We start from the raw sequence: 20,180 nt of genomic DNA on the forward strand, positions 1-20,180 counted from the left end.
CCACAGGCGAGTTTTATTCAAATGCCGCCGAACATGCCGGCGTGGGATCGGCACGGAGCCTGTCCGCGCCGCCCCTGCGCTGGCTGCTTAGCTCGTGTCGTCAGAACTTGACGCTGAGCGTACCTTTGAGGCTGTGCTCCTGCGCGCCGGATGCAAGCTGCCCGCTATAGGTGAGGTCAAGGTTGGTTTTTTCCGGCAGGTGCCAGTTCGCACCCGCTTCCAGCACCAGCGCCTCGCGGGCGATCGGCACACCGCTAACATCGAACGCATCGCTGCCGATGAAGGCAAAGGTCTCGGTCGGCACCACATCCGAATAGGCGTGCTGCCAGCCGACCATTCCATGCACGCGCAGCATCGTCGTGCCGGTCGTGATGTCGGTCGCTGTCCTCAGTCCGAGCGTGGTGTAGGGTACGTCGCGCGTGATGCCGCCGCCGGTCAGCGCCGCCGGTCCGCCGGTCTCGGTGAAGCCGTCGGCGTCGAGATGGACATAGGCAGCGTTGACGAATGGCTCGAAGTCGATGCCGTTGGCGCTCATGCTGTAGCCCATCTCGCCGAACGCATAGCTCGTCGAGGCGTCGTAGTCGGCGCTCAGCCGGTCGGCAAAGCCTGGGAAGTCGACAGTGCGACCGGTCTTCATCGTGTGCCAGCTGTGGCCGGCGCCGAAGCGCAGGCCGATCTTGTCGAGCTGCGTGCCGGCATAAGCCATGATGTGATAGCTGTTGGCGGAACCCGAGGACTGGCGGTCATCGACGTCGAACGAGGAGCGCAAGTAGCCCGCGGCGGCACCCACCAGCCAGTTGTCGCCAACCGGTCCGTCGAGACCGATCAGCAGGCCGCCGAGGGAATGGTGGAGTTCGGCGGCATTGCCGTCGCTGCTGAAATTCCCCCAACTGCCGATCGCCTGCGACCACACCGCGAAGCGATCGGGCGCGGGGGTGGCCTCGGAGCGGCTCAGGAGCGGATCCTTGAGGTCGACATAGGAGTCGGGGTCTCGCGCGTCGCCGGCAAGGCCAGTGATGATGCGGTCGACCATCGTCTTGCGCAGGAAGCGTGTCTCGTCGATCAGGGCACTGGTCGCGCTCGGATGGACTTCGCCCGAGAGCTGGTCGAACGCCGTCCGCGCCTGCGCCTCCGAGCTGTTGAGAACCGCGATCAGGATCGGATTGGCAGGATCGAGTGTGTCAACAGCGGCGCCGACATTTTGCTGGTTGGGGGTCTGGCCAATGCCGCCAAGCGAGACGTCGTTGCGGTCCACTTGCAGCACCACCGCGTCCGGCTGGTAGACCAGCGTCGGCGTCAGGAAGGCTGAACCGCCACCCGCCAGCAGCGTGTCGAACGTGCCGTTCACGCCGGTGCCTGAAGTGATCAGCGTGTAGGCGGTGTTGGCGGCGAGCATGCCGCTGACACTGGCCGTGCCGCCGGTGAGCGTGGTCGTGCCGGTTGCCGCGATAAGGTCGCTGGTACCAGTCCCCGTCACATCGACTGCGAGCGTCGAGCCTGCGGCGAAGGCGACGTCGCCGGCAACGTTCAAGGTGCCGACTGGATTTGCGCCAGTCGGGCTGCCCGGCGCGACCGTTGCTCCGGCGCCCGCATTGATGCCGCCGACGGTGCCGATGCCGGCCAGCGTTCCGCCGGCATTGATGGTGACGTCCGAATTGGCGATCGAGCCGGCGATGTCGAGCGTTCCGCGAAGCACCGTGGTTGGACCGGTGAAGCTGTTGGTTCCAGACAGTGTCAGCAGGCCGCTGCCGATCTTGTCCAATCCAAGGCTGCCAGAGCCGTCTTCGATCGTGCCGGCGAAACTGCCGGCGCCGGCGCTGAGGATTGCCGCTGCCCCGCCGTCATTGGTGATGGTGGCGCCGGCCGCTCCGGTCAGGTTGGTGGCCGTCGCGCCGAAGCCGTTGAGGTCGAACGTGCCTTGCGCGCCAACATCGAGCGTTGCGCCGTTGCCCGCCGTCAGCATGCCGGCGGCCGCATCGCCAAGCCGCAAGGTGCCGAAGTCGACCGACAGCGTCGTGTCGGCTCCAACCGAGGCGCCGGCGCCATCGAGGGCGACGGTGCCGGTGTTGCCGGCCGAACCGATATGCAGATCCGCGCCGGCGCCAAGCGTCAGCGGTCCGGCAAGAAGCGCGTCGATGCCGGCCTGGGCGGAAAGCGTCGCCGCTGTGCCCGCGGCCAGGGCGAGCCCGTTGTCGAAGGTTCCGTTGGCGCCGAGGATCAGCTGGGTTCCGGCACTGAGCGTCGCGTCACCGGTGCCGAGCGCGCCGGTGTTGCCGGCAATGACGACACCGGCCGCGATGTCGAGACCGCCGCCGAAGGTGTTGGCGCCGTTCAGCGCCAGTGTGCCGGCGCCGGTCTTGATGAGGCCGTTGGCGGCACCGCCCGAGATGATGCCGCCAAGCGTGCCGGTACCGGCGGTGACGTCGAGCGTGGCATCGCCGGTACCGGTCAGGCCGATATTGTTGGCGAGCGAAATGCCGGCGCCGAGACCGAGGGTGGCGCCGCTTGCGAGGCTGGCATCACCGGTGCCGAGAGCGCTGTTGTTGCCGGCGATAACGGTGCCGGCGGTGATGTCGAGGCCGCCGGCGAAGGTGTTGGCGCCGTTGAGTGCCAGCGTGCCGGTACCGGTCTTGATCAGGCCGTTGGCGGCGCCACCGGAGATGATGCCGGTCAAGGTGCCGGTGCCGAGCGCGACGTCGAGCGTGGCATCACCGGCGCCGGTCAGGCCGAGGTCGTTGCCGAGTGTGATGCCGCCGCGGAGGCCGAGCGTGGCGCCGCCGGCCAATGTGGCCGCGCCGGTGCCGAGAGCGGCGTTGTTGCCGGCGATGACGGTGCCTGCCGTGATGTCGAGACCGCCTGCAAAGGTGTTGGCGCCGTTGAGTGCCAGCGTGCCGGTGCCGGTCTTGATGAGACCGTTGGTAGCTCCGCCAGAGATGATGCCGGTCAAGGTGCCGGTGCCGAGCGCGACGTCGAGCGTGGCATCGCCGACGCCGGTCAGGCCTATGGCGTTGCCGAGTGTGATGCCGGCGCCGACGCCGAGCGTGGCACCGCCGGCAAGCGTTGCGGCACCGGTGCCGAGAGCGGTGTTGTTGCCGGCAATCACGGTGCCGGCATTGATGTCGATACCGCCGCCGAACGTGTTGGCGCCGTTCAGCGCCAGCGTTCCGGCGCCGGTCTTGATGAGACCGTTGGCGGCGCCACCAGAGATGATGCCGGTCAGCGTTCCGGTGCCGAGCGCCACATCCAGCGTGGCGTCGCCGGTGCCGGTGAGGCCGATGGCATTGCCGAGCGTGATGCCGGCGCCGAGGGCGAGCGTGGCGCCACCGGCCAAGGAGGCCGCGCCGGTGCCGAGAGCGAGATTGTTGCCGGCGATGACGGTGCCGGCGTTGATGTCGAGCCCGCCGGCAAAGGTGTTGGCGCCGTTCAGAGCCAGCGTGCCTACGCCGGTCTTGATCAAGCCGTTTGCAGCGCCGCCCGAGATGATGCCGGCCAAAGTACCGGTGCCGAGCGTGACGTCGACGGTGGCATCGCCGACACCGGTCAGGCCGATCGCGTTGCCGAGCGAGATGCCCGCACCGAGGCCGAGCGCAGCGCCGCCGGCCAATGTGGCCGCGCCGGTGCCGAGCGCGCTGTTGTTGCCAGCAATGACGGTGCCGGCATTGATGTCGATGCCGCCGGCAAAGGTGTTGGCGCCGTTGAGCGCCAGGACGCCGGCGCCGGTCTTGGTCAGGCCATTCGCGGCGCCACCACTGATGATGCCGGTCAAGGTGCCGGTGCCGAGCGATACGTCGAGCGTGGCATCGCCGGCGCCGGTCAGGCCGATGGCGTTGCCGAGCGTAATGCCGGCGCCAAGGCCGAGCGTGGCACCGCCGGCGAGCGAAGCAGCACCGGTGCCAAGCGCGAGATTGTTGCCGGCGATGACGGCGCCGGCGGTGATGTCGAGACCGCCGGCGAAGGTGTTGGCGCCGTTCAGCGCCAGCGTTCCGGTGCCGGTCTTGATCAGACCGTTGGCGGCGCCGCCGCTGATGATGCCGGTGAGTGTGCCGGTACCGAGCGTGACGTCGAGGGTGGCATCGCCGGCACCGGTCAGGCCGATGGCGTTGCCGAGCGTGATGCCGGCGCCGATGCCGAGCGCGGCGCCGCCGGCAAGCGTTGCGGCACCGGTGTCGAGCGCGCTGTTGTTACCGGCGATGACGGTGCCGGCATTGATATCGATGCCACCGGCAAAGGTATTGACGCCGTTGAGCGCCAGCGTGCCAACGCCGGTCTTGATCAGGCCGTTGGCGGCGCCACCAGAGATGATGCCATTGAGTGTGCCGGTGCCGAGCGCGACGTCGAGCGTGGCGTCGCCGGCGCCGGTCAGGCCGATGGCGTTGCCGAGCGTGATGCCGGCGCCGAGGCCGAGCGTCGCGCCGCCGGCAAGCGAAGCCGCACCGGTGCCAAGCGCGAGGTTGTTAGCGGCGATGACGGTGCCTGCCGTGATGTCGATCCCGCCGGCAAAAGTGTTGGCGCCGTTGAGCGCCAGCGTGCCGAGGCCGGTCTTGATCAGGCCGTTGGCGGCGCCACCGGAAATGACGCCGTTGAGTGTGCCGTTGCCGAGCGCGACATCGAGCATGGCGTCGCCGGCGCCGGTGAGGCCGATGGCGTTGCCGAGCATGATGCCGGCGCTGAGGCCGAGCGTTGCGCCACCGGCCAAGGTGGCCGCGCCGGTCCCGAGCGCTGTGTTGTTGCCGGCGATGACAGTGCCGGCGGTGATATCGAGACCGCCGGCAAAGGTGTTGGCGCCGTTCAGCGCCAGAACCCCGGCGCCGGTCTTGATCAGGCCATTCGCGGCGCCGCCGGAAATGACGCCGTTGAGCGTACCGATGCCGAGCGCGACGTCGAGCGTGGCGTCGCCGGTGCCGCCCAGGCCAATGGCGTTGCCCAGCGTGATGCCGGCGCCGAGGCCGAGCGTAGCGCCGCCGGCGAGATTGGCCGCACCGCTGCCCAGCGCGCTGTTGTTGCCGGCGATGACGATGCCGGCATTGACGTCGATGCCGCCGGCAAAGGTGTTGGCGCCGTTGAGCGCCAGCGTACCGGTTCCGGTCTTGATGAGGCCGTTGGCGGCGCCGCCGGAGATGATACCGGTCAAAGTGCCGATGCCGGCGGAAACATCAAGCGAGGCATTACCGGCGCCGGTCAGGCCGATAGCGTTGCCGAGCGAAATGCCGGCACCGATGCCGAGCGCGGCACCCCCGGCCAGGGACACCGGATTGGCGACGAGCCCGAGCGCATTGTTGCTGCCGGCGATCAGGGTGCCGCCACCGATGGTGACGCTGCCGGTGAAACTGTTGTTGCCGGTCAGGGTCAGCGTACCCGATCCGGTCTTGTCGAGCGAGATGTTGCCGGTGATCGCGCCGCCGAAATTGCCGGCGGCGATGCCGAGTGTGGCGGCTGCTCCGGCATTGCCGATGGTGCCGCCGGCGACGCCGGTCAGGTTGCCGATCGTCGCGCCAAAACCATTGAGGTCGACGGCGCCGGTGGCGGCGACATTGAGCGTCGCATTGCCAAGTGCCGCGCCGATCGCCGCGTCGCCAAGCTGCAGCGTGCCGAAATTGGCCGAGATCGTTGCGCCGGCGCCGATCGTACTGGCACCCGCAAGGGCGACGACACCATTGTTGATCACTGTCCCGATGCCGAGCGTGGCGCCGGCGCCGAGGTTCAGTCCGCCACCGAGCGTCGCCGCAATGCCGGGGCCCGCCGACAGCGTGGCGCCAAGTCCGGCGCCGAGGTTCAGCGCATTGTTGAAGGTGCCGTTGGCGCCCAGGGTCAGTTCGGTGCCGGCGCCGAGCGTGACCTGGCCGATGCCGCCAGGCCCGCTGCCCAATGCATTGACGTTGGTTGCCAGCACGGAGCCGGCGCCGATGGTGAGCCCGCCGGTGAAGCCGGTGTTGACGCCGCCCAGCGTGAGTTGGCCCGCGCCGGTCTTGGTCAGCGCAGCCGCACCGGTGAGGGCGCCGTTCAGTGTCCCGATGCCGGCGGAGACGTCGAGCGACGCAGCGCCTGCGATGTTGAGATCATTGGTGAGTATGGTGCCGGCGCCGATGCCGAACGAAGTGCCGGCGCCAAGGCTCACCGCGTTCAATCCCAATGCCAGATTGTTGGCCACGACCAAGGAGCCACCGCCGCTGATCGATACGCCACCGGTGAAGGTGTTGACGCCCGACAGGGTCAGCGTGCTGGCGCCGATCTTGTTCAGCCCCATATTGCCGGAGATCACACCGGCAAAGTTACCGGCATCGATGTTGAGGGTGGCCGCTCCGCCCGTATTGGTGAGACTTGCGCCGACTGCGCCGGTCAGATTGCCGATCGTGGCGCCGAAGCCGTTGATGTCGACCGCGCCGGCGGCACCGATGTTCAGCGTCGCGCCGGCCAGCTGAGCGCCGATCGAGGCATCGCCAAACTTCACCGAGCCGAAATCGGCAGACAAGGTCGCACCGGCGCCGATGGTGGAGGGGCCGGCCAGTGTCAGGCTGCCCAGCGAAGCCGCCGTGCCCAATCCAAGCGTCGCTCCAGTGCCGATGTTCAGCCCGCCGCCCAGCGTCACATTGAGGCCGGTGCCGGCCGACAGCGTGCCGCCGAGCCCGGCGCCGAGATTGAGCGCGTTGTTGAAGGTGCCATTGGCGCCCAGTGTCAGCCCGGCGCCACCGCCGAGCGTGACCTGGCCGATGCCGCCGGGGCCGCTGCCCAGTGCATCGACGTTGGTTGCCAGTACGCCACCGGCGCCGATGGTCAGGCCGCCGGTGAGGCCGGTGTTGACGCCGCCCAGCGTGAGCTGTCCGGCGCCCGTCTTGACCAGGGCGGTGCCACCGCTGATCGCACCGTTCAATGTCCCGGTGCCGAGCGCAACGTCAAGCGTCGCGCTGCCGGCGCCGGTCAGGCTGATGGTGTTGCCGAGCGTGACGCCGCTGGCGAGGCCAAGCGTGGCACCGCCGGCAAGCGAAGCGGCACCGGTGCCGAGCGCGCCGTTGCTGCCGGCGACAAGGGTGCCGGCACCAATGGCGACGCCACCGGTGAAGCTGTTGGCGCCGGACAAGGTCAGCGAGCCGGTGCCGGTCTTGATCAGCGAGCCGCCGACGCCGGTAATGGTGCCGCTGAAGCTGGTGTTGCCGCCGATGCCGCCGAGCGTCAGCGCCTTGGCGCCGAGATCGACCGAGCCGGTGCCCGCCAGCGAGCCGATGCTCATGCCGCCTGATGTCAGGCCGGAAAGGCCGAGGCTGCCGCCGGCAAGGGTGATGGCGGCATTGCCGCCGGTGCTGGTACCGGCGAAATTCGCCGCACCACCGACATTGACCGAAATGGCGGCATTGTCGGCGCTGCTCGAGCCGCTGAAATTGAGCGTGCTGCCGGCGCCGCCGACGATGATCTGGGCGTTTCCGCCGAGACTGTTGCCGGCAAAATTTATGTCGCCGCCGGCACTGGCGGTGATGACCGCGTTGGCGGCCGTGCTGGTGCCAGCGAAATTGACAATGCCGCCCAGGCTGGCGTTGACGATGGCATTGCCGGCGCTGGTGCCGGCCCCGTTGAGGGTCAGCGTCCCGGTGCCGCCAAGCGTGCCGGACATGTTGAAGATCGGCGCCGTGATCCCGGAACTGTTCTGGATGCCGGCACCTGTCAGCGTCAGCGAGGTGTTCAAGGCCGGGGCGGTGACGGCAAACGTGTAGACCGGCGCGGTGGCGGTGAACGATATGCCGCCGATCGTGGTCGACGACCCCGGCGTGAAGGCGACAGCGGGAACTCCCAGCGTGTCGAACGTCGCGGTTCCGGTTGGAACGCCGATCGGGTTCCAGCTCAAGCCGCTGTTCCAGGTACCGCCGACGCCGGTCCATGTCGCGTCTTGCGCGGATGCCGGTCCGGCGACCGATGCGATTGCTACAGCGAGACTCGAAACACCCAGAAGCAGGGCAATTCGATTGGAGCGGCACGAACGAGTCTGCCCAGGCATGTTTTGCCCTCCCGCTTGCAGGCTTACTTCAAGATTATCTCTCTCTATATTTATGTTCTTTACAGTTAACGAAAAGTTAATATGAGTGATAAGGAGCGGTAAGCGGAAAGCAAAAATATCGATGTACTTTAGAGATTGCGCATACTTAATTTTACTAGGTTTAAAGTCGCGTAAATTCTTGCTTTGCGACCTAATATAGCGCTAATTTAGCGTAACTTCTGCAAGAATATCGATTATCGTTGTTTTAAAGACAAAAAATATCTAAAATGGAGGAGGCGAAAAGCTCGCGCATGGACGCCGAGACCAAATCAGTGGCCGGTATTTGTCTGGGATGCTGTTTCTACGTGCCCATCCATGCTCGTGGCCAATGGCAGTGATTCGCCTCGACAAGGAGTTGTCAGGGGCAGCTGTCAGGAGTGACGCTGCCCAAAGCTTTGCCATGCCTGGCGGCACGGCTAGATTAGCGTTTTCCGAGGAGGGACCATGATCGTCCAGGCCTGCATCAATGGCGCGCGTCCGCGCGATTTCCATCCGAAGCTGCCGCTCGACGCGCAGGCCATGGCCAGCGATGCCGCGGCCTGCGTCGCCGCGGGTGCCGCCGAACTGCACATCCATCCGCGCGGTGCGGACGGGCGCGAAAGCCTGGCCGCTGTCGACGCGACGGTGCTTGCCGTGCGCCATGCCTGCCCGGGCACGCTGATAGGCGTGTCGACCGGCGCCTGGATCGAGAACGATGTTTCGCGCACCCGCGCGGCGATCGCCGGCTGGCGCGAACTGCCCGACTATGCCTCGGTCAATCTGTCGGAGGCCGACGCGCCCGCCGTGATGGAGCTGTTGCGCCAGCGCGGCGTCGGCATCGAGGCCGGGCTTGCCACGATTGCCGATGCCGAGCGCTTCGTGGCGCTTGCCGACCACGGCCGGGTGCTGCGCATCCTGATCGAGATCGACATCCAGAATTTGTCCGCCGCGCTCGACCAGGCGCATGGCATTGCCGCCGTGCTGGAGCGCGCCGAAGTGCGGCGGCCGATCCTGCTGCATGGCGTTGACGCCACGGTCTGGCCGTTCGTGGAACTGGCGCAGAAAAAGCGCTGGTCGACGCGGGTCGGGCTGGAGGATGGCAGGACGCTGCCTGACGGGACGGTGGCGAGGGACAATGGGGACATCGTTGCCGCGGCCGTCGCTATCTTCCGGTCGGCCGGCTGAATGGCTCAGTCCTGGCCGCCGGCTGGTGCTGTCCATGTGCGCAAAATGTGTTTCTGGATCTTGCCGGAGGCGGTGCGCGGCAGCGCCTCGGTGAGCAGGAACTCTTTCGGCACCTTGTACCGCGCGATGCGGGCGGTGCAGTGGGCAGCCAGATCAGCGGGATCGAGTGCGCAACCGGCTTTCGCCACGACGAAGGCGCGCCCGACTTCGCCCCAGCGTTCGTCTGCGATGCCGATCACCGCTACCTCGGCAATGTCTGGATGGTCGAGCAGCACCATCTCGATTTCGACGGGATAGACGTTCTCGCCACCGGAAATGAACATGTCCTTGCGGCGGTCGACCAGGGTGATGAAGCCTTCTTCATCCTGCCGTGCGATGTCGCCGGTGCGGAACCAGCCATCGGCAGTGAAGGCGCAAGCCGTCTCTTCCGATCGGTTCCAGTAGCCTGATGTGATCGAGGGGCCGGACAGCCAGATCTCGCCTGGTTCGCCGGCCGCGACGTCGCGGCCATTGTCGTTGACGATGCGCAGGCTGATCATCGGTGCGGCAAGGCCGGCCGAGCCTGCCTTGCCTGCAATGCGGTCGGCCTCGACCGGCATGCCAAGCACCGTGCCGGCTTCCGTCATGCCGAAGCCGTCGGCCATGCGCACGCCTTGCGCCAGCCACCAATTGATGTCGGCGGCCGGGTTGGGTGCGCCGCCGGTGAAGATGGCGGTCAGCGAGGTCCAGTTCGCCGGCGCGAAATCCGGATGGTCGCGCAGCATTCTGGCCATCTGCGGCACGCAGAAATAATGGGTGACGCCAAGGGCGGGATCGGCGAGGCGACGGTTGGTGGCGCCGGCGTCGAAGCCGGCCGAGATCAGCACCGTGGCGCCCTGCAGCAGCGGCGGACGCAAATTGGTGATGAGGCCGATGACGTGGAACATCGGCGCGTCGCAGAGGAAGATGCTGGCATTGCCGACCCGCCCCAGCACACCGAAATTGACTGCCGTGGCCAACGCATTGCGCTCGCTGACGATGACGCCTTTCGGCCGGCCCGACGTGCCTGATGTGTAGAGGATGATCGACGGCGCATCGCTGGCGGGCAGAGGACGGCGCGGCGCCGGAGCCTGCGCCTCGACCGCTTTCGCGAAGCTGGCGACTTCGACGGACATGCAGCGGCTGGTTAGTGCCAGGTCGATGGCGGTGTCATGCAGAAGCAACACCGGGTCGCAATCCTTGAGGATCGCCTGCTGTTCGGCGGCGGCGAGCCGCCAGTTGACCGGCACGAAGATGACGCCGAGGCGCATGGCGGCCTGCTGCAGGATCAGCAGATCGGCGCTGTTGCGGGCAAGCGTGGCGATCCGTTGTCCCGGTTCGACGCCGTGGCCGGTTTCGAAAACGCCGACGGCGCGCTGGATGGCCTCGTCGAGCGCGCGATAGGTCCAGCGCCGGCCGGTTGCGAGGTCGACACAAGCAAGACGATCCGGCTGGGCGCTCGCATGCAGGGCCACGGGATCGGGCGTTGTCCAGGCCGGCATTCGCATCTCCTCCAAGATTGCGTCGATCGCGTCATCTGGCCTTGTCGTAAGCGCCGAGGCCCGGCTTGTAGCTCTTTTCGTCGATGAACTGGCGGATGCCTTCCTTGCGGCCCGAATTGTCGTGGAAGTTCGCCGCCTCCTGGGCGCGGACGAGATAGTCCTCGGCATTGTCGTAGGTCATCTCGGCGACGCGGCGGATGGCATCCTTGGTCGCCTTCAGCGCAATCGGGTTCTTCTTCAGCAAGGTGTTGGCGACCTCGGTGACGCGCGCCTTCAGATCCGCCAGCGGCAGGCTTTCATTGACCAGCTTCCAGGCGGCCGCCTTTTTGCCGTCGATCAGCTCGCCGGTCAGCGCGTGGTACATGGCATCGCGCATCGACAGGAGGTCGACCACCACCTTGGTGGCGCCGCCGCCGGGCAGGATGCCCCAGTTGATCTCGGACAGTGCGAACTGCGCCTCGTCGGCGGCAAAGGCGAGGTCGCAAGCGAAGAGCGGACCATAGCCGCCGCCAAAACACCAGCCATTGACCATGGCGATGGTCGGCTTGCCGTACCAGCGCAGGCGCCGCCACCAGCCATAGGCTTCTGACTGCGCCTTGCGGATGGCGCCAAGACCCTTGGCTTCGGTCTCGCGGAAATATTCCTTGAGGTCCATGCCCGCCGACCAGGCGCTGCCTTCGCCCGACAGCACCAGCACGCCGACATCATCGCGGAACTCGAGTTCGTCGAGAACCTCCATCATGCGCCGGTTGAGGGCGGGGTTCATGCAATTGCGCTTGTCCGGCCGGTTGAAGCGCACCCAGGCGATGCCGTTCTCGACATCGAAGGCAACGGTCTCGTCGGTCATGGTCGGTGTCCTCCCACTCTGTATTGGCTTTGACGAATATTGCTATGCATCATAGCTATCATGATTGCTATGTCGCATAGTCTTTTTCGCTTGACAAGAGAGGGTGATCGCGGCGATCGGTTGCAGCATGGATAATACAGAGGTTCATGCCAGCAGCGGCGCGCCAGGCCTGAGGTCCGAGGACGCGCTCGACGCGCAGATCGGCTACAATCTGAGGCGTGCCTCGGCTTTCGCGCTCAATGATTTTGCGATCGAGCTGGCCGATGCGAGCCTGCGCCCGGTCACCTACGGCATGCTGGCGTTGATCGATGAGCGACCCGGCATCCGCGCCGCTGAACTGTGCCGCCTGCTCGGCATGAAGAGCGCCAACATGGCGCCGCTGCTGGCCGAACTGGAAGAACGCGGGCTGGTCGAACGCGACGACCATGCGCAGGACAAGCGCGTGCGGATGCTGACCCTGACGCAGGCCGCAAGGGAGGCCATGCCGGGCTGGCGGCAACAGGTTCGCCGGCACGAGGACCGGTTCCTGCATCGACTGACGAAAAAGGAGCGGGCGACGCTGCTGCGCCTGCTGCGCCTGATCTGGGTGGAAGAAGACTGACGGGTCGGCGGCGGCTAAGGTGGTTGCCGGGTACCAGTACCTCGTGCCCTGTCGCTCGGTCCCGATCCACGAGAAATTTCAATCTAATAATTTGTACTTCACCAGCAAATCGCGCCAGATAAGGATCAATATCGGATTTCCTCTGAGTTGAGACCGATAAACAGAATCACTGGCAAACAGCGGAAATGCCAAACTAAGCATTAGACTAACAATGCTGACGGGGAAAAGAAGTATGCAGGCTACGACGAAGAGATTGAAAACTGGCGAAAGGGTTTCTGCATAGCTCGATTGTCCAAGGCCGCTGATCGCGAGAAATACGATGGAGCTAAAGCAGATCGCGAATAGGATAAGGCACAGTAAGCATGTCCTTCGCGTCACGGTCATCTCGCCTTCGTCTGCATCCCAGATAACTTCTATAACGCGTTAAAGAAGCACCGCAAAGGGCGATCGATCTTTTCCATCCCGCCGAGACCCGCGCGGCGCTAGGGATAGCTTGCACGAGGATTCCGGCGAGCCAGAACTGGTCGACTGCCTACCTGGTTTCTTCATCCGGCGCCGATAGCCGCAGCACCAGCGCTGCTAGCGCGATCACTGGCGGGACGACGAAGCACCAGACATTGGCGAAGGCATAGCCGAGCGCGGCTGCCGCGCAGCCCGCGGCGAAGACGGCGACCGCTGCCGCCATGCGCCGCAGGCGGGCGACGAGCGCCGGGCGGGCCTCCGGTGCTGTGCCGCCGATGAGGTCGGCGAGGTCGAGCATGATCTGGGTGGTGGTGCCGGTCATCAGCGTCGAGGGCGGGGCGGCCGCCAGATGGACCCGGTGCACGGCGTTCTGGATTGCCATTGCGGCGACCAGCACCATGCCGGTGACGATCGCGGCCGCGCTGTCGCCGCTGGCGAAGGGGCCGAAGCGGATCGCCAGAGCGGCGCCGACGACAAGCAGCGCCAGTTTGGTCGCCAGCAGGATCCCAAGCGCCTGATGCCCCCGCCGGCGCAAGTGCTCGCCGGCCAGCCGGGTCAGGATGACGACGATGCAGAACACCGGCAGCGCCAGCAGCTTTGCCAGCACGCCCGAAATGCCCAGCACCAGCGAGGCGCCGAGGGTGACGAAATTCCCTGTCACATGCGCGGTGAAAAGGCCCTGCAGCGCCAGGAAGCCGGCCGTATCGACATAGCCGCCATTGAGGCTCAGCAGCAGCGGCAGTGTGGGTTTCATGGTGTCGTCGCCGCGGTCAGGAAACGATCTGGCGCCAGCGCCGCGGCGGTGACACCGACGGCCGTGACATCGCCGGGCAGAGGCTCGCCGCGCATCAGCGCCGAACTCAGCCTGGCCAGCGTCAGCGACACCTGGAAACCGTAGCCGCCCTGGCCGCCGAGCCAGAAGAAGCCGGGCAGGCGCGGGTCGAAGCCGGCGACCGGCGTGCGGTCGGGCGAAAAGGTGCGCAGGCCCGCCCACGGTGTCGAGGGACGGCCGATGCGCATCGAGGTCGCCTGCTCGATGCGGTCGACGCCGATGGCGACATCGATGTCTTCCGGATACGCGTCGCAAGGCTCGGAATCGGTTTCGTCGGCGAGCGAGCCGATCAGCCTGCCGGCATCCGGTTTGAAGTAGAATTGTTCGTGCAGATCGACCACCAGCGGCCAGCTGGCGATGTCGGTGCCGGCAGGCGGGTCGAACAGGAAGGCGGTGCGCCGTTTCGGCTGGAAGCCGAGACCGGGGAGCCCCGCCATGCCGGCGACGACATCGACCCAGGCGCCGGCGGCGTTGACGACGATGTCGGCCTGATGGGTGCCGGCATTGGTGGTGACGCGGAAGCCGTTTCCCGTACGGGCGATCTCGCGGACCTCCTCGCCGGTGCGGATGGTGCCGCCGCTCGACTTCAGCGCCGAGGCGCAGGCTGCCAGCATCTTGTCCGTGTCGACATCGACCGCGTCCGGCTCATAGACGCCGCCGCAGGTGTCGTCGGTGGCAATGACCGGGACCATCGCATGCAACTCGGCCGCCGACAGGCGGCGCACGCTGGGCACCAGCGCCTGCAATTCGTCGGCCAGCCGGTCTATTGCCGCGCCGTCGCCGCGCCAGCCGACATGCAGCGCGCCGCGCCGATGGGCGACGAAGCCGCCCTCGACGATTGCCTGCCGGCTGGCCAGCGTCAGCCCGCGCACCACCCGGTTGCCATAGGTCTCGGTGAACAAAGCGGCAGAGCGGCCGCTGGCGTGGTAGCCAAGATGCGGCTCGCGCTCGAGGACGGTGACGGCGGCCCAGTCCCGCACGGCGGCAGCCAGCGACAGCCCGGCAATGCCACCACCGATGACGACGATTTTTGGGGAGGGATTCGAATGCATCCAACAGTCGTAAAAATGATTTCGTACCCAGTCAAACCGCGCGACCACCCCTCGGTCGTTTGCGCCTTGAAGCCCGACGCTTTGCCGCCGATCTAGACCGGCGCGCCTTCCCCTGCATCCAGCAGCCATTGCCGCACGGCTTGCGTCGGCTCGGGGTGGCGCTGTTTTCTTGGCATGACGACATAGAAATCCTGCGTGCCGCGCATTTCGCCGCTGACCGGCTGGACCAAGCGGCCGGCGGCGAGATCGGCGGCGACGAGGAAGCGGCTGGCCAGCGCGATGCCCTGGCCGGCGATGGCGGCGTCGATGGCGAGGCTGGTCTGGTTGAAGCGCATGCGTTTCAGCTCGGTCGTCATCTTCAGGCCGACCGCCTTTTCCATGAATTCCGGCCACAGATTGTGCGCATCGTGCAGCAGAACGTGATGCTGGATTTCGGCTGCCGCGATTTCGGTCGTGCCGGCCGGCAGCAGGGCCGGGCTGCAGATGGCGATGATCTGCTGGGGAAACAGCAGGTCGACGATCAGGCCGGCGCCGAAGGGCGGGCGGCCCTGGCGCACCGCGATGTCGACGCCGTCGGCCTGGAAACTCGACAGGCTTTCGCTGGCCAGCACGCGCAGGTCGACCAGCGGATTGTGTGTCACGAAATCCTGCAGCCTTGGGATCAGCCATTTGGTGGCGAAGCTCGGCGTCACGCTGATCGTCAGCCGCGCCGGCTCAGGGCGCAACAGCAGCGTCGCCTCCGAGATCAGGTCGAAGGCGCGGCGGATGTTGGGCACATAGGCGCGGCCTTCGTCGGTCAGCGCCAGGCCGCGCGGCAGCCGCTCGAACAGCTTCGTGCCGAGATCGGCCTCCAGTCCGCGAATGTGCTGGGCCACCGCCCCTTGCGTGACGTTCAGCTCCTCGGCGGCGATGCGGAAGTTGAGATGGCGCGCCGAGGCCTCGAAGGCGCGCAGCGCATTCAATGGCGGCAGGCTGAGGAAGGCTTCGGGCATGCAGGAGTTTTTCTACTGGTTGATTTCAGGCATTCTGGTTCGAACCGGGTAGAAAAACCAGCTATATCAGCACCTACAATCCAAAATCACCGCTAGCGGTGCCCGCGAAAAGGAAAATCCAATGAGTGTAGAAAAAGTGGCTGTTGTGGTGGCCGGTGGCAGCGGCATGGGCGCGGCGGCGGCCAAGCGCCTGGCGGCGGACGGCTTCAAGGTCGCCATCCTGTCTTCGTCCGGCAAGGGCGAGGCGCTGGCCAAGGAATTGGGCGGCCTCGGCGTCACCGGCTCCAACCAATCGAATGACGATCTGCAGCGCCTCGTCGACCTGACGCTCGGGCGCTATGGCCGCATCGACGTGCTGGTCAACAGCGGCGGCCACGGCCCGCGCGCGCCGATCCTGGAAATCACGGACGAGCAGTGGCACACCGGCATGGACGTTTATCTGCTCAACGTCGTCAGGCCGGTGCGCATCGTGGCGCCGCAAATGGTCAAGCAGAAGGGCGGCGCCATCATCAACATCTCGACCGCCTGGGTCGCCGAGCCGAGCCCGATGTTCCCGACCTCGGCCGTGTTCCGCGCCGGCCTTGCCGCCTACACCAAGATCTTCTCCAACACTTACGCCGCCGACAATGTGCGCATGAACAACGTGCTGCCGGGCTGGATCGACAGCCTGCCGGCCACCGAAGAGCGCCGCGACAACGTGCCGATGCAGCGCTACGGCACCTCGGAGGAGGTCGCCGCGACGATCGCGTTCCTGGCCTCGGAAGGCGCCGGCTATATCACCGGCCAGAACATTCGTGTCGATGGGGGTGTCATCAGGGCGCTGTGAGGCAGGCGGGTGCCGCATCTCGGTGGGCACTGATGTCGAGGTGGTTGGATCCGGCAATCGGCGTTCGACCATTGCGCGACACGCTTCGAACGATCATCCTCAATCCATGAGGAGGAGGGGCCATGTCCGACACTTTTCTGCGCCTGGTTCCGAATGACCCACATTGGCATCCCGACGAAGCGGCTGCCACGGCAACCGTGAAGATTGCGCTCGGCCTGTTCCCGCTGGCCGAGCATGTCACCGTCGAATATGAGGAAGGCATGACGTTCTTCGACGCCGGAGCCAACACGGAAAGCATCCATTGCCCGTTTTGTGGCAGCGATCTGGAGGACTGGTGGGGCGAGGCAATGGACCAGGCCGCCGCGTCACGCTTCGAAGACCTTTCGGTCACCACGCCATGCTGTCATAAGGCCACGTCGCTGAACGATTTGCGCTATGTCTGGCCGGCGGCGTTCGGGGTCTGCGCGCTGACCGTGGTGAATCCCGGTGTGGCATCGCTCGCCAGCGAGCAATTGCGGACGATCGAGCAAGCCATGGGCGCGCCGCTGAAGGTGATCTGGCAGCATCTGTGAGGATGTCGAACGCGTCTCAGTTGATGGCGGAACCAAGCATCGGAGGCGTGGCATGACGAGCTTTTTGAACGAGGTCGAACGCACGTTTCCTCCAATGCTGCGAATGCCGGAAGAATTGCAGATGGCATTCCGCTGGATGGAGGAAAACGGCTTCGTTCGAAACGAGGCCATTCGCTGTGCTTCGCTGTACCCGGCAACAGTGGTCCAAAGACAAGCGATAGCCAATAGCTATTTCACCGTGGTCGATCCCGACCTGATGAGTGCGTGGCTGGGCAATGACGATCCTTCCGTGACGGGCCGGGTGGCTCCGTTCATTGTTACTGGAGGCGATGGGTCGCAGGCAGGAATTTGGATGGACGACAACGGCGTGCAGCGCTTCGTGCATCTGGGATCCGGATCAGGATCGACCTTGTCCTGTGTGCTGGCGGACAATGCCGTCGATTTCTTGCGCTTGCTAGCCATCGGCTACGAAGAAATCTGCTGGCCAGAAGTCTTCACACTGACGCCTGAGGAGGCCTACACAAATGAGCATCGCGGGGATGAGCACGCTATTCCTTACCGCGCGCCCGTTGAGTTCAGGCATTGGGTCGAATCCACTTTTCATGTGACCGTGCCAAGGACTGCTTCCGAGATCGTCACGTGCGTGGCGGATATGGATGCAGCCTTTTCGGACGATCCGTTCTGGCAATGGGCTCGGAAGGCAGCCGGATGATCGTGCTGGCTGAAGCTCCTGTGCTCAAGTCGACAGGTCGCCGAGAAGCGGGCGGAGTTGAGGGCGAACGCGGACGCGCAGTAATAGCCGGCTAGCGCTCCACGCTGCCTACGCGGTCAAGGCTTCCGGCTGTTCGAAAAGCGTATGAAGTTCGGAGGCCGGCATCGGGCGGCCGAACAACCAGCCCTGGACATCCGTGCAGCCATTCTCCCGGACCAGGCGATACTGGTCCTCGGTCTCGACGCCTTCGGCGGTCGTCGTCATGCCGAGCGTGGTGCCGAGTTCGGCGACGGCCTTGACGATCGCCCGGCTTTCGCTGCTTTCGCACATCAGGCTGACGAAGCTGCGGTCGATCTTGATGCGGTTGAACGGGAACGACCTGAGATAGCTCAGCGAGGAATAGCCGGTGCCGAAATCGTCCATGGCTATGCTGATGCCGAGGTCGCGCAGGCTGTGCAGCGTGTTTAGCGTGTTTTCGTTGTTCGCCAGCAGCACCGATTCGGTGATCTCCAGCTCCAGCCGCGACGGCAGCAGGCCCGAAGCCGCGAGCGCCGAGGCAACCTGAAGCGATAGCCCCTGCTGCTTGAACTGGGCCGGCGAGAGATTGACCGCGACCTTGACGGGCTGGGGCCATTTCGCGGCGTCGGCGCAGGCACGCCGCATGATCCACTCGCCAAGCGCATCAATGACAGCCGTTTCCTCGGCCAACTGGATGAACTCCGACGGCGGCAGCAGACCGAGGCGCGGATGGTTCCATCGCACCAGCGCTTCGAAGCCGGTGAGCTTGGAGGTCTTTGCATCGTGCAGCGGTTGGTAGTGCAGAACGAATTGCTCTCTGGTCACGCCAAGGGCCAGTTCGGATTCCAGCAGGCGCCGCTCCTGCAGCCTTGCATCCATTCCCGGCTCGAACGACCTGCAGGTGCCACGACCCTCCATCTTGGCCTTGTACAGAGCAAGGTCGGCATTGCGGATAAGGGTCTCCGAACGTTGCCCGTCGTCGGGGAAGACGGCGATGCCGATGCTGCCGCCGATGTTGATCTTGTGGCCTTGGATGGAGAATTCGTCGGACAGGGCATGAATGACGCGGCTTGCCAGCACGCCGGCCTCGTCGTTGCCGTCGAGCAGGAGCTGAAGGATAACGAACTCGTCGCCGCCAATTCTCGCCACCATGGCGGTTTCGCCGGCATGCTGTTTCAACCGCTTCGCCACCGCCCCGAGAAGCTCGTCGCCGACGGGATGGCCGAGCGTGTCATTGACCGGCTTGAAACGGTCGAGGTCGACGCAATGGACCGCCAGCTTCTCTCCGTGCCTGAGGCTTGTCAGCGCTTCGTCCATGGTGTCGGCCAGGAGGCCCCGGTTGGGCAGGCCGGTGAGAATGTCATGCGTGGCGAGATGCTGGATCTCGGCGGTTCGTTCCTCGACCCGCAGTTCCAACGTCTCGGCGGCATTCGCCTGCATCATCATCGCGCGCCCGATCGCATACCAGCAGGCGAGCGCCAGCAGCGTGACCACAGCGACCGCCGCATAGCCGGCCAGCTCGAATTCCCGCACGGACTGGGCGTCCATGTTGGCGTCGAACCGGCTGTTGGGAAAACCAGCCCAAAGACGCCATGCGCTTCTGGGGTCGTTGAGCGAGAGCGGGATGACTTCTGAATAGATCAGATTGGGGTCGGCCGCCGTGAAGGCACGGGAATCGGCCGCCAGCGCCGTCGACATCTTGTGCTGGTCGGATTCAAAGCCGTAGCCCGAATTGACGATGACGTAGTCGGTGCTCGGCAACAGTTTGCGCAGCGCCGAGGTGAGCATGATCGCCGAGACGGAGCCGCGCAGGCCGCCGTCCTGGCCGAACACCGGGACGGAGAGGATGAAGCCGGAGCGGTCCGCGTCATTGCCGGTATGGATGAAATCGGTGTTGTCGCAGGTGATGAGCTCCTTGGTGCCGATGATCGGCACGTTGAGCCCGTCGATGGCGCTCGAATTCGGATAGTTGGCCTTCAGCCAGGCAAGCTGCTTTGCCAGCTCATGGTATTCATAGGTTTCGACCTCCTCCGGGGGGCGGGTCAGCGCATTTTCGTCCAGCTTCGCGTGCTTGGCGCCGCCGGCGGCATCGGATCTCGCCTTGGCATTCACGATCAGCTGGTCGAACTGAAGGATCGGCTCCTCGAGCTTGCCGGTTTCGGCATCGAAGCGGTCCGGATCGAAATCCAGCGGCAGGAAGTAGACCTCGGAAATCGAGACGTTGTTGGCGAGGTTGTTGTAGATCTGCTGGATTGTCGCGCGGCCTTCGTCGCCCAGATTGGTGCCATGCCGGTCGAGGTTTTGGACGCTGGGCAGATAGGTCAAGGTCCGGACATTTTCATAGACGGCCCGCAAGGCGTCCTCGACGGTCTTGGCCGTCGCTCTGGAAGCTGCCTGGGAATTCTCGAGATAGCGCTCCTTGGCCAGCGCGAAGTTTCGCTGGGCATCGATGTGCAACGCCGCCAGCGTCGCCGCGCCGGTCAACAGGATCACAACAAATCCGGCCGCTCGCCTGAATGCGTTCATCAGCGCCCCACCATGGAGTGACGAGGATTACCG

General features: G+C 65.5%; 12 protein-coding genes. 5 read left to right on the plus strand and 7 right to left on the minus strand.

Going from position 1 to position 20,180, the window contains the following annotated elements; all coding sequences use genetic code 11:
* Positions 1–100: 100 nt before the first annotated feature.
* Positions 101–7,984, minus strand: a complete 7,884-nt coding sequence (locus AC56QX_RS17485) for an autotransporter-associated beta strand repeat-containing protein (RefSeq protein ID WP_497109626.1) — start codon at positions 7,982–7,984, stop codon at positions 101–103.
* Positions 7,985–8,467: 483 nt separating this feature from the next.
* Here AC56QX_RS17485 and AC56QX_RS17490 point away from each other — a divergent pair, with 483 nt between their 5' ends.
* On the plus strand, positions 8,468–9,187 hold the full coding sequence (locus tag AC56QX_RS17490) for a 3-keto-5-aminohexanoate cleavage protein (RefSeq protein ID WP_497109627.1): 720 nt from the start codon (positions 8,468–8,470) through the stop codon (positions 9,185–9,187).
* Between the two features lie 5 nt (positions 9,188–9,192).
* Here AC56QX_RS17490 and AC56QX_RS17495 read toward each other — a convergent pair whose 3' ends face one another.
* Both AC56QX_RS17495 and AC56QX_RS17500 read right to left on the minus strand, forming a co-directional pair.
* On the minus strand, positions 9,193–10,707 hold the full coding sequence (locus AC56QX_RS17495; RefSeq protein ID WP_497109628.1) for an AMP-binding protein: 1,515 nt from the start codon (positions 10,705–10,707) through the stop codon (positions 9,193–9,195).
* A gap of 31 nt (positions 10,708–10,738) precedes the next feature.
* A complete protein-coding gene (locus tag AC56QX_RS17500; protein WP_497109629.1) occupies positions 10,739–11,554 on the minus strand; it encodes a p-hydroxycinnamoyl CoA hydratase/lyase in 816 nt (271 codons plus the stop codon).
* Positions 11,555–11,657: 103 nt separating this feature from the next.
* On the opposite strand from AC56QX_RS17500, the gene AC56QX_RS17505 reads away from it, so the two are divergent.
* Complete coding sequence (locus AC56QX_RS17505) at positions 11,658–12,155, plus strand: MarR family winged helix-turn-helix transcriptional regulator (protein WP_497109630.1); 498 nt, start codon at positions 11,658–11,660, stop codon at positions 12,153–12,155.
* Positions 12,156–12,687: 532 nt separating this feature from the next.
* Here AC56QX_RS17505 and AC56QX_RS17510 read toward each other — a convergent pair.
* From AC56QX_RS17510 to gcvA, 3 genes are all read right to left on the minus strand, one after another.
* Positions 12,688–13,371 (minus strand): YoaK family protein, encoded by a 684-nt coding sequence (locus AC56QX_RS17510; protein ID WP_497109631.1) that lies wholly within the window; start codon positions 13,369–13,371, stop codon positions 12,688–12,690.
* Entirely contained in the window at positions 13,368–14,501 is a 1,134-nt protein-coding gene (locus AC56QX_RS17515) for an NAD(P)/FAD-dependent oxidoreductase (RefSeq protein WP_497109632.1), read from the minus strand. The genes AC56QX_RS17510 and AC56QX_RS17515 overlap by 4 nt, the downstream gene beginning before the upstream one ends.
* 92 nt (positions 14,502–14,593) lie before the next feature.
* Positions 14,594–15,493, minus strand: a complete 900-nt coding sequence (gene gcvA / locus AC56QX_RS17520) for a transcriptional regulator GcvA (protein ID WP_497109633.1) — start codon at positions 15,491–15,493, stop codon at positions 14,594–14,596.
* A 121-nt stretch (positions 15,494–15,614) separates the two neighbouring features.
* On the opposite strand from gcvA, the gene AC56QX_RS17525 reads away from it, so the two are divergent.
* The 3 genes from AC56QX_RS17525 (at position 15,615) to AC56QX_RS17535 (ending at position 17,603) form a co-directional block, all read left to right on the plus strand.
* Positions 15,615–16,319, plus strand: coding sequence for an SDR family oxidoreductase (locus AC56QX_RS17525; RefSeq protein ID WP_497109635.1), 705 nt, complete (start codon positions 15,615–15,617; stop codon positions 16,317–16,319).
* 122 nt (positions 16,320–16,441) lie between these two features.
* Positions 16,442–16,891, plus strand: coding sequence for a hypothetical protein (locus tag AC56QX_RS17530; RefSeq protein ID WP_497109636.1), 450 nt, complete (start codon positions 16,442–16,444; stop codon positions 16,889–16,891).
* 52 nt (positions 16,892–16,943) lie between these two features.
* The gene (locus AC56QX_RS17535) at positions 16,944–17,603 is read left to right on the plus strand and encodes a hypothetical protein (protein ID WP_497109637.1); all 660 of its coding nucleotides are present in this window, start codon (positions 16,944–16,946) and stop codon (positions 17,601–17,603) included.
* Positions 17,604–17,711: 108 nt separating this feature from the next.
* On the opposite strand, the gene AC56QX_RS17540 is transcribed toward AC56QX_RS17535, so the two are convergent.
* Positions 17,712–20,147 carry a putative bifunctional diguanylate cyclase/phosphodiesterase gene (locus AC56QX_RS17540; protein ID WP_497109638.1) on the minus strand — a complete coding sequence of 812 codons (2,436 nt, stop codon included), beginning with the start codon at positions 20,145–20,147 and terminating at the stop codon, positions 17,712–17,714.
* Positions 20,148–20,180: the final 33 nt, after the last annotated feature.

This window comes from Mesorhizobium sp. RCAM 06353, from assembly GCF_059683585.1.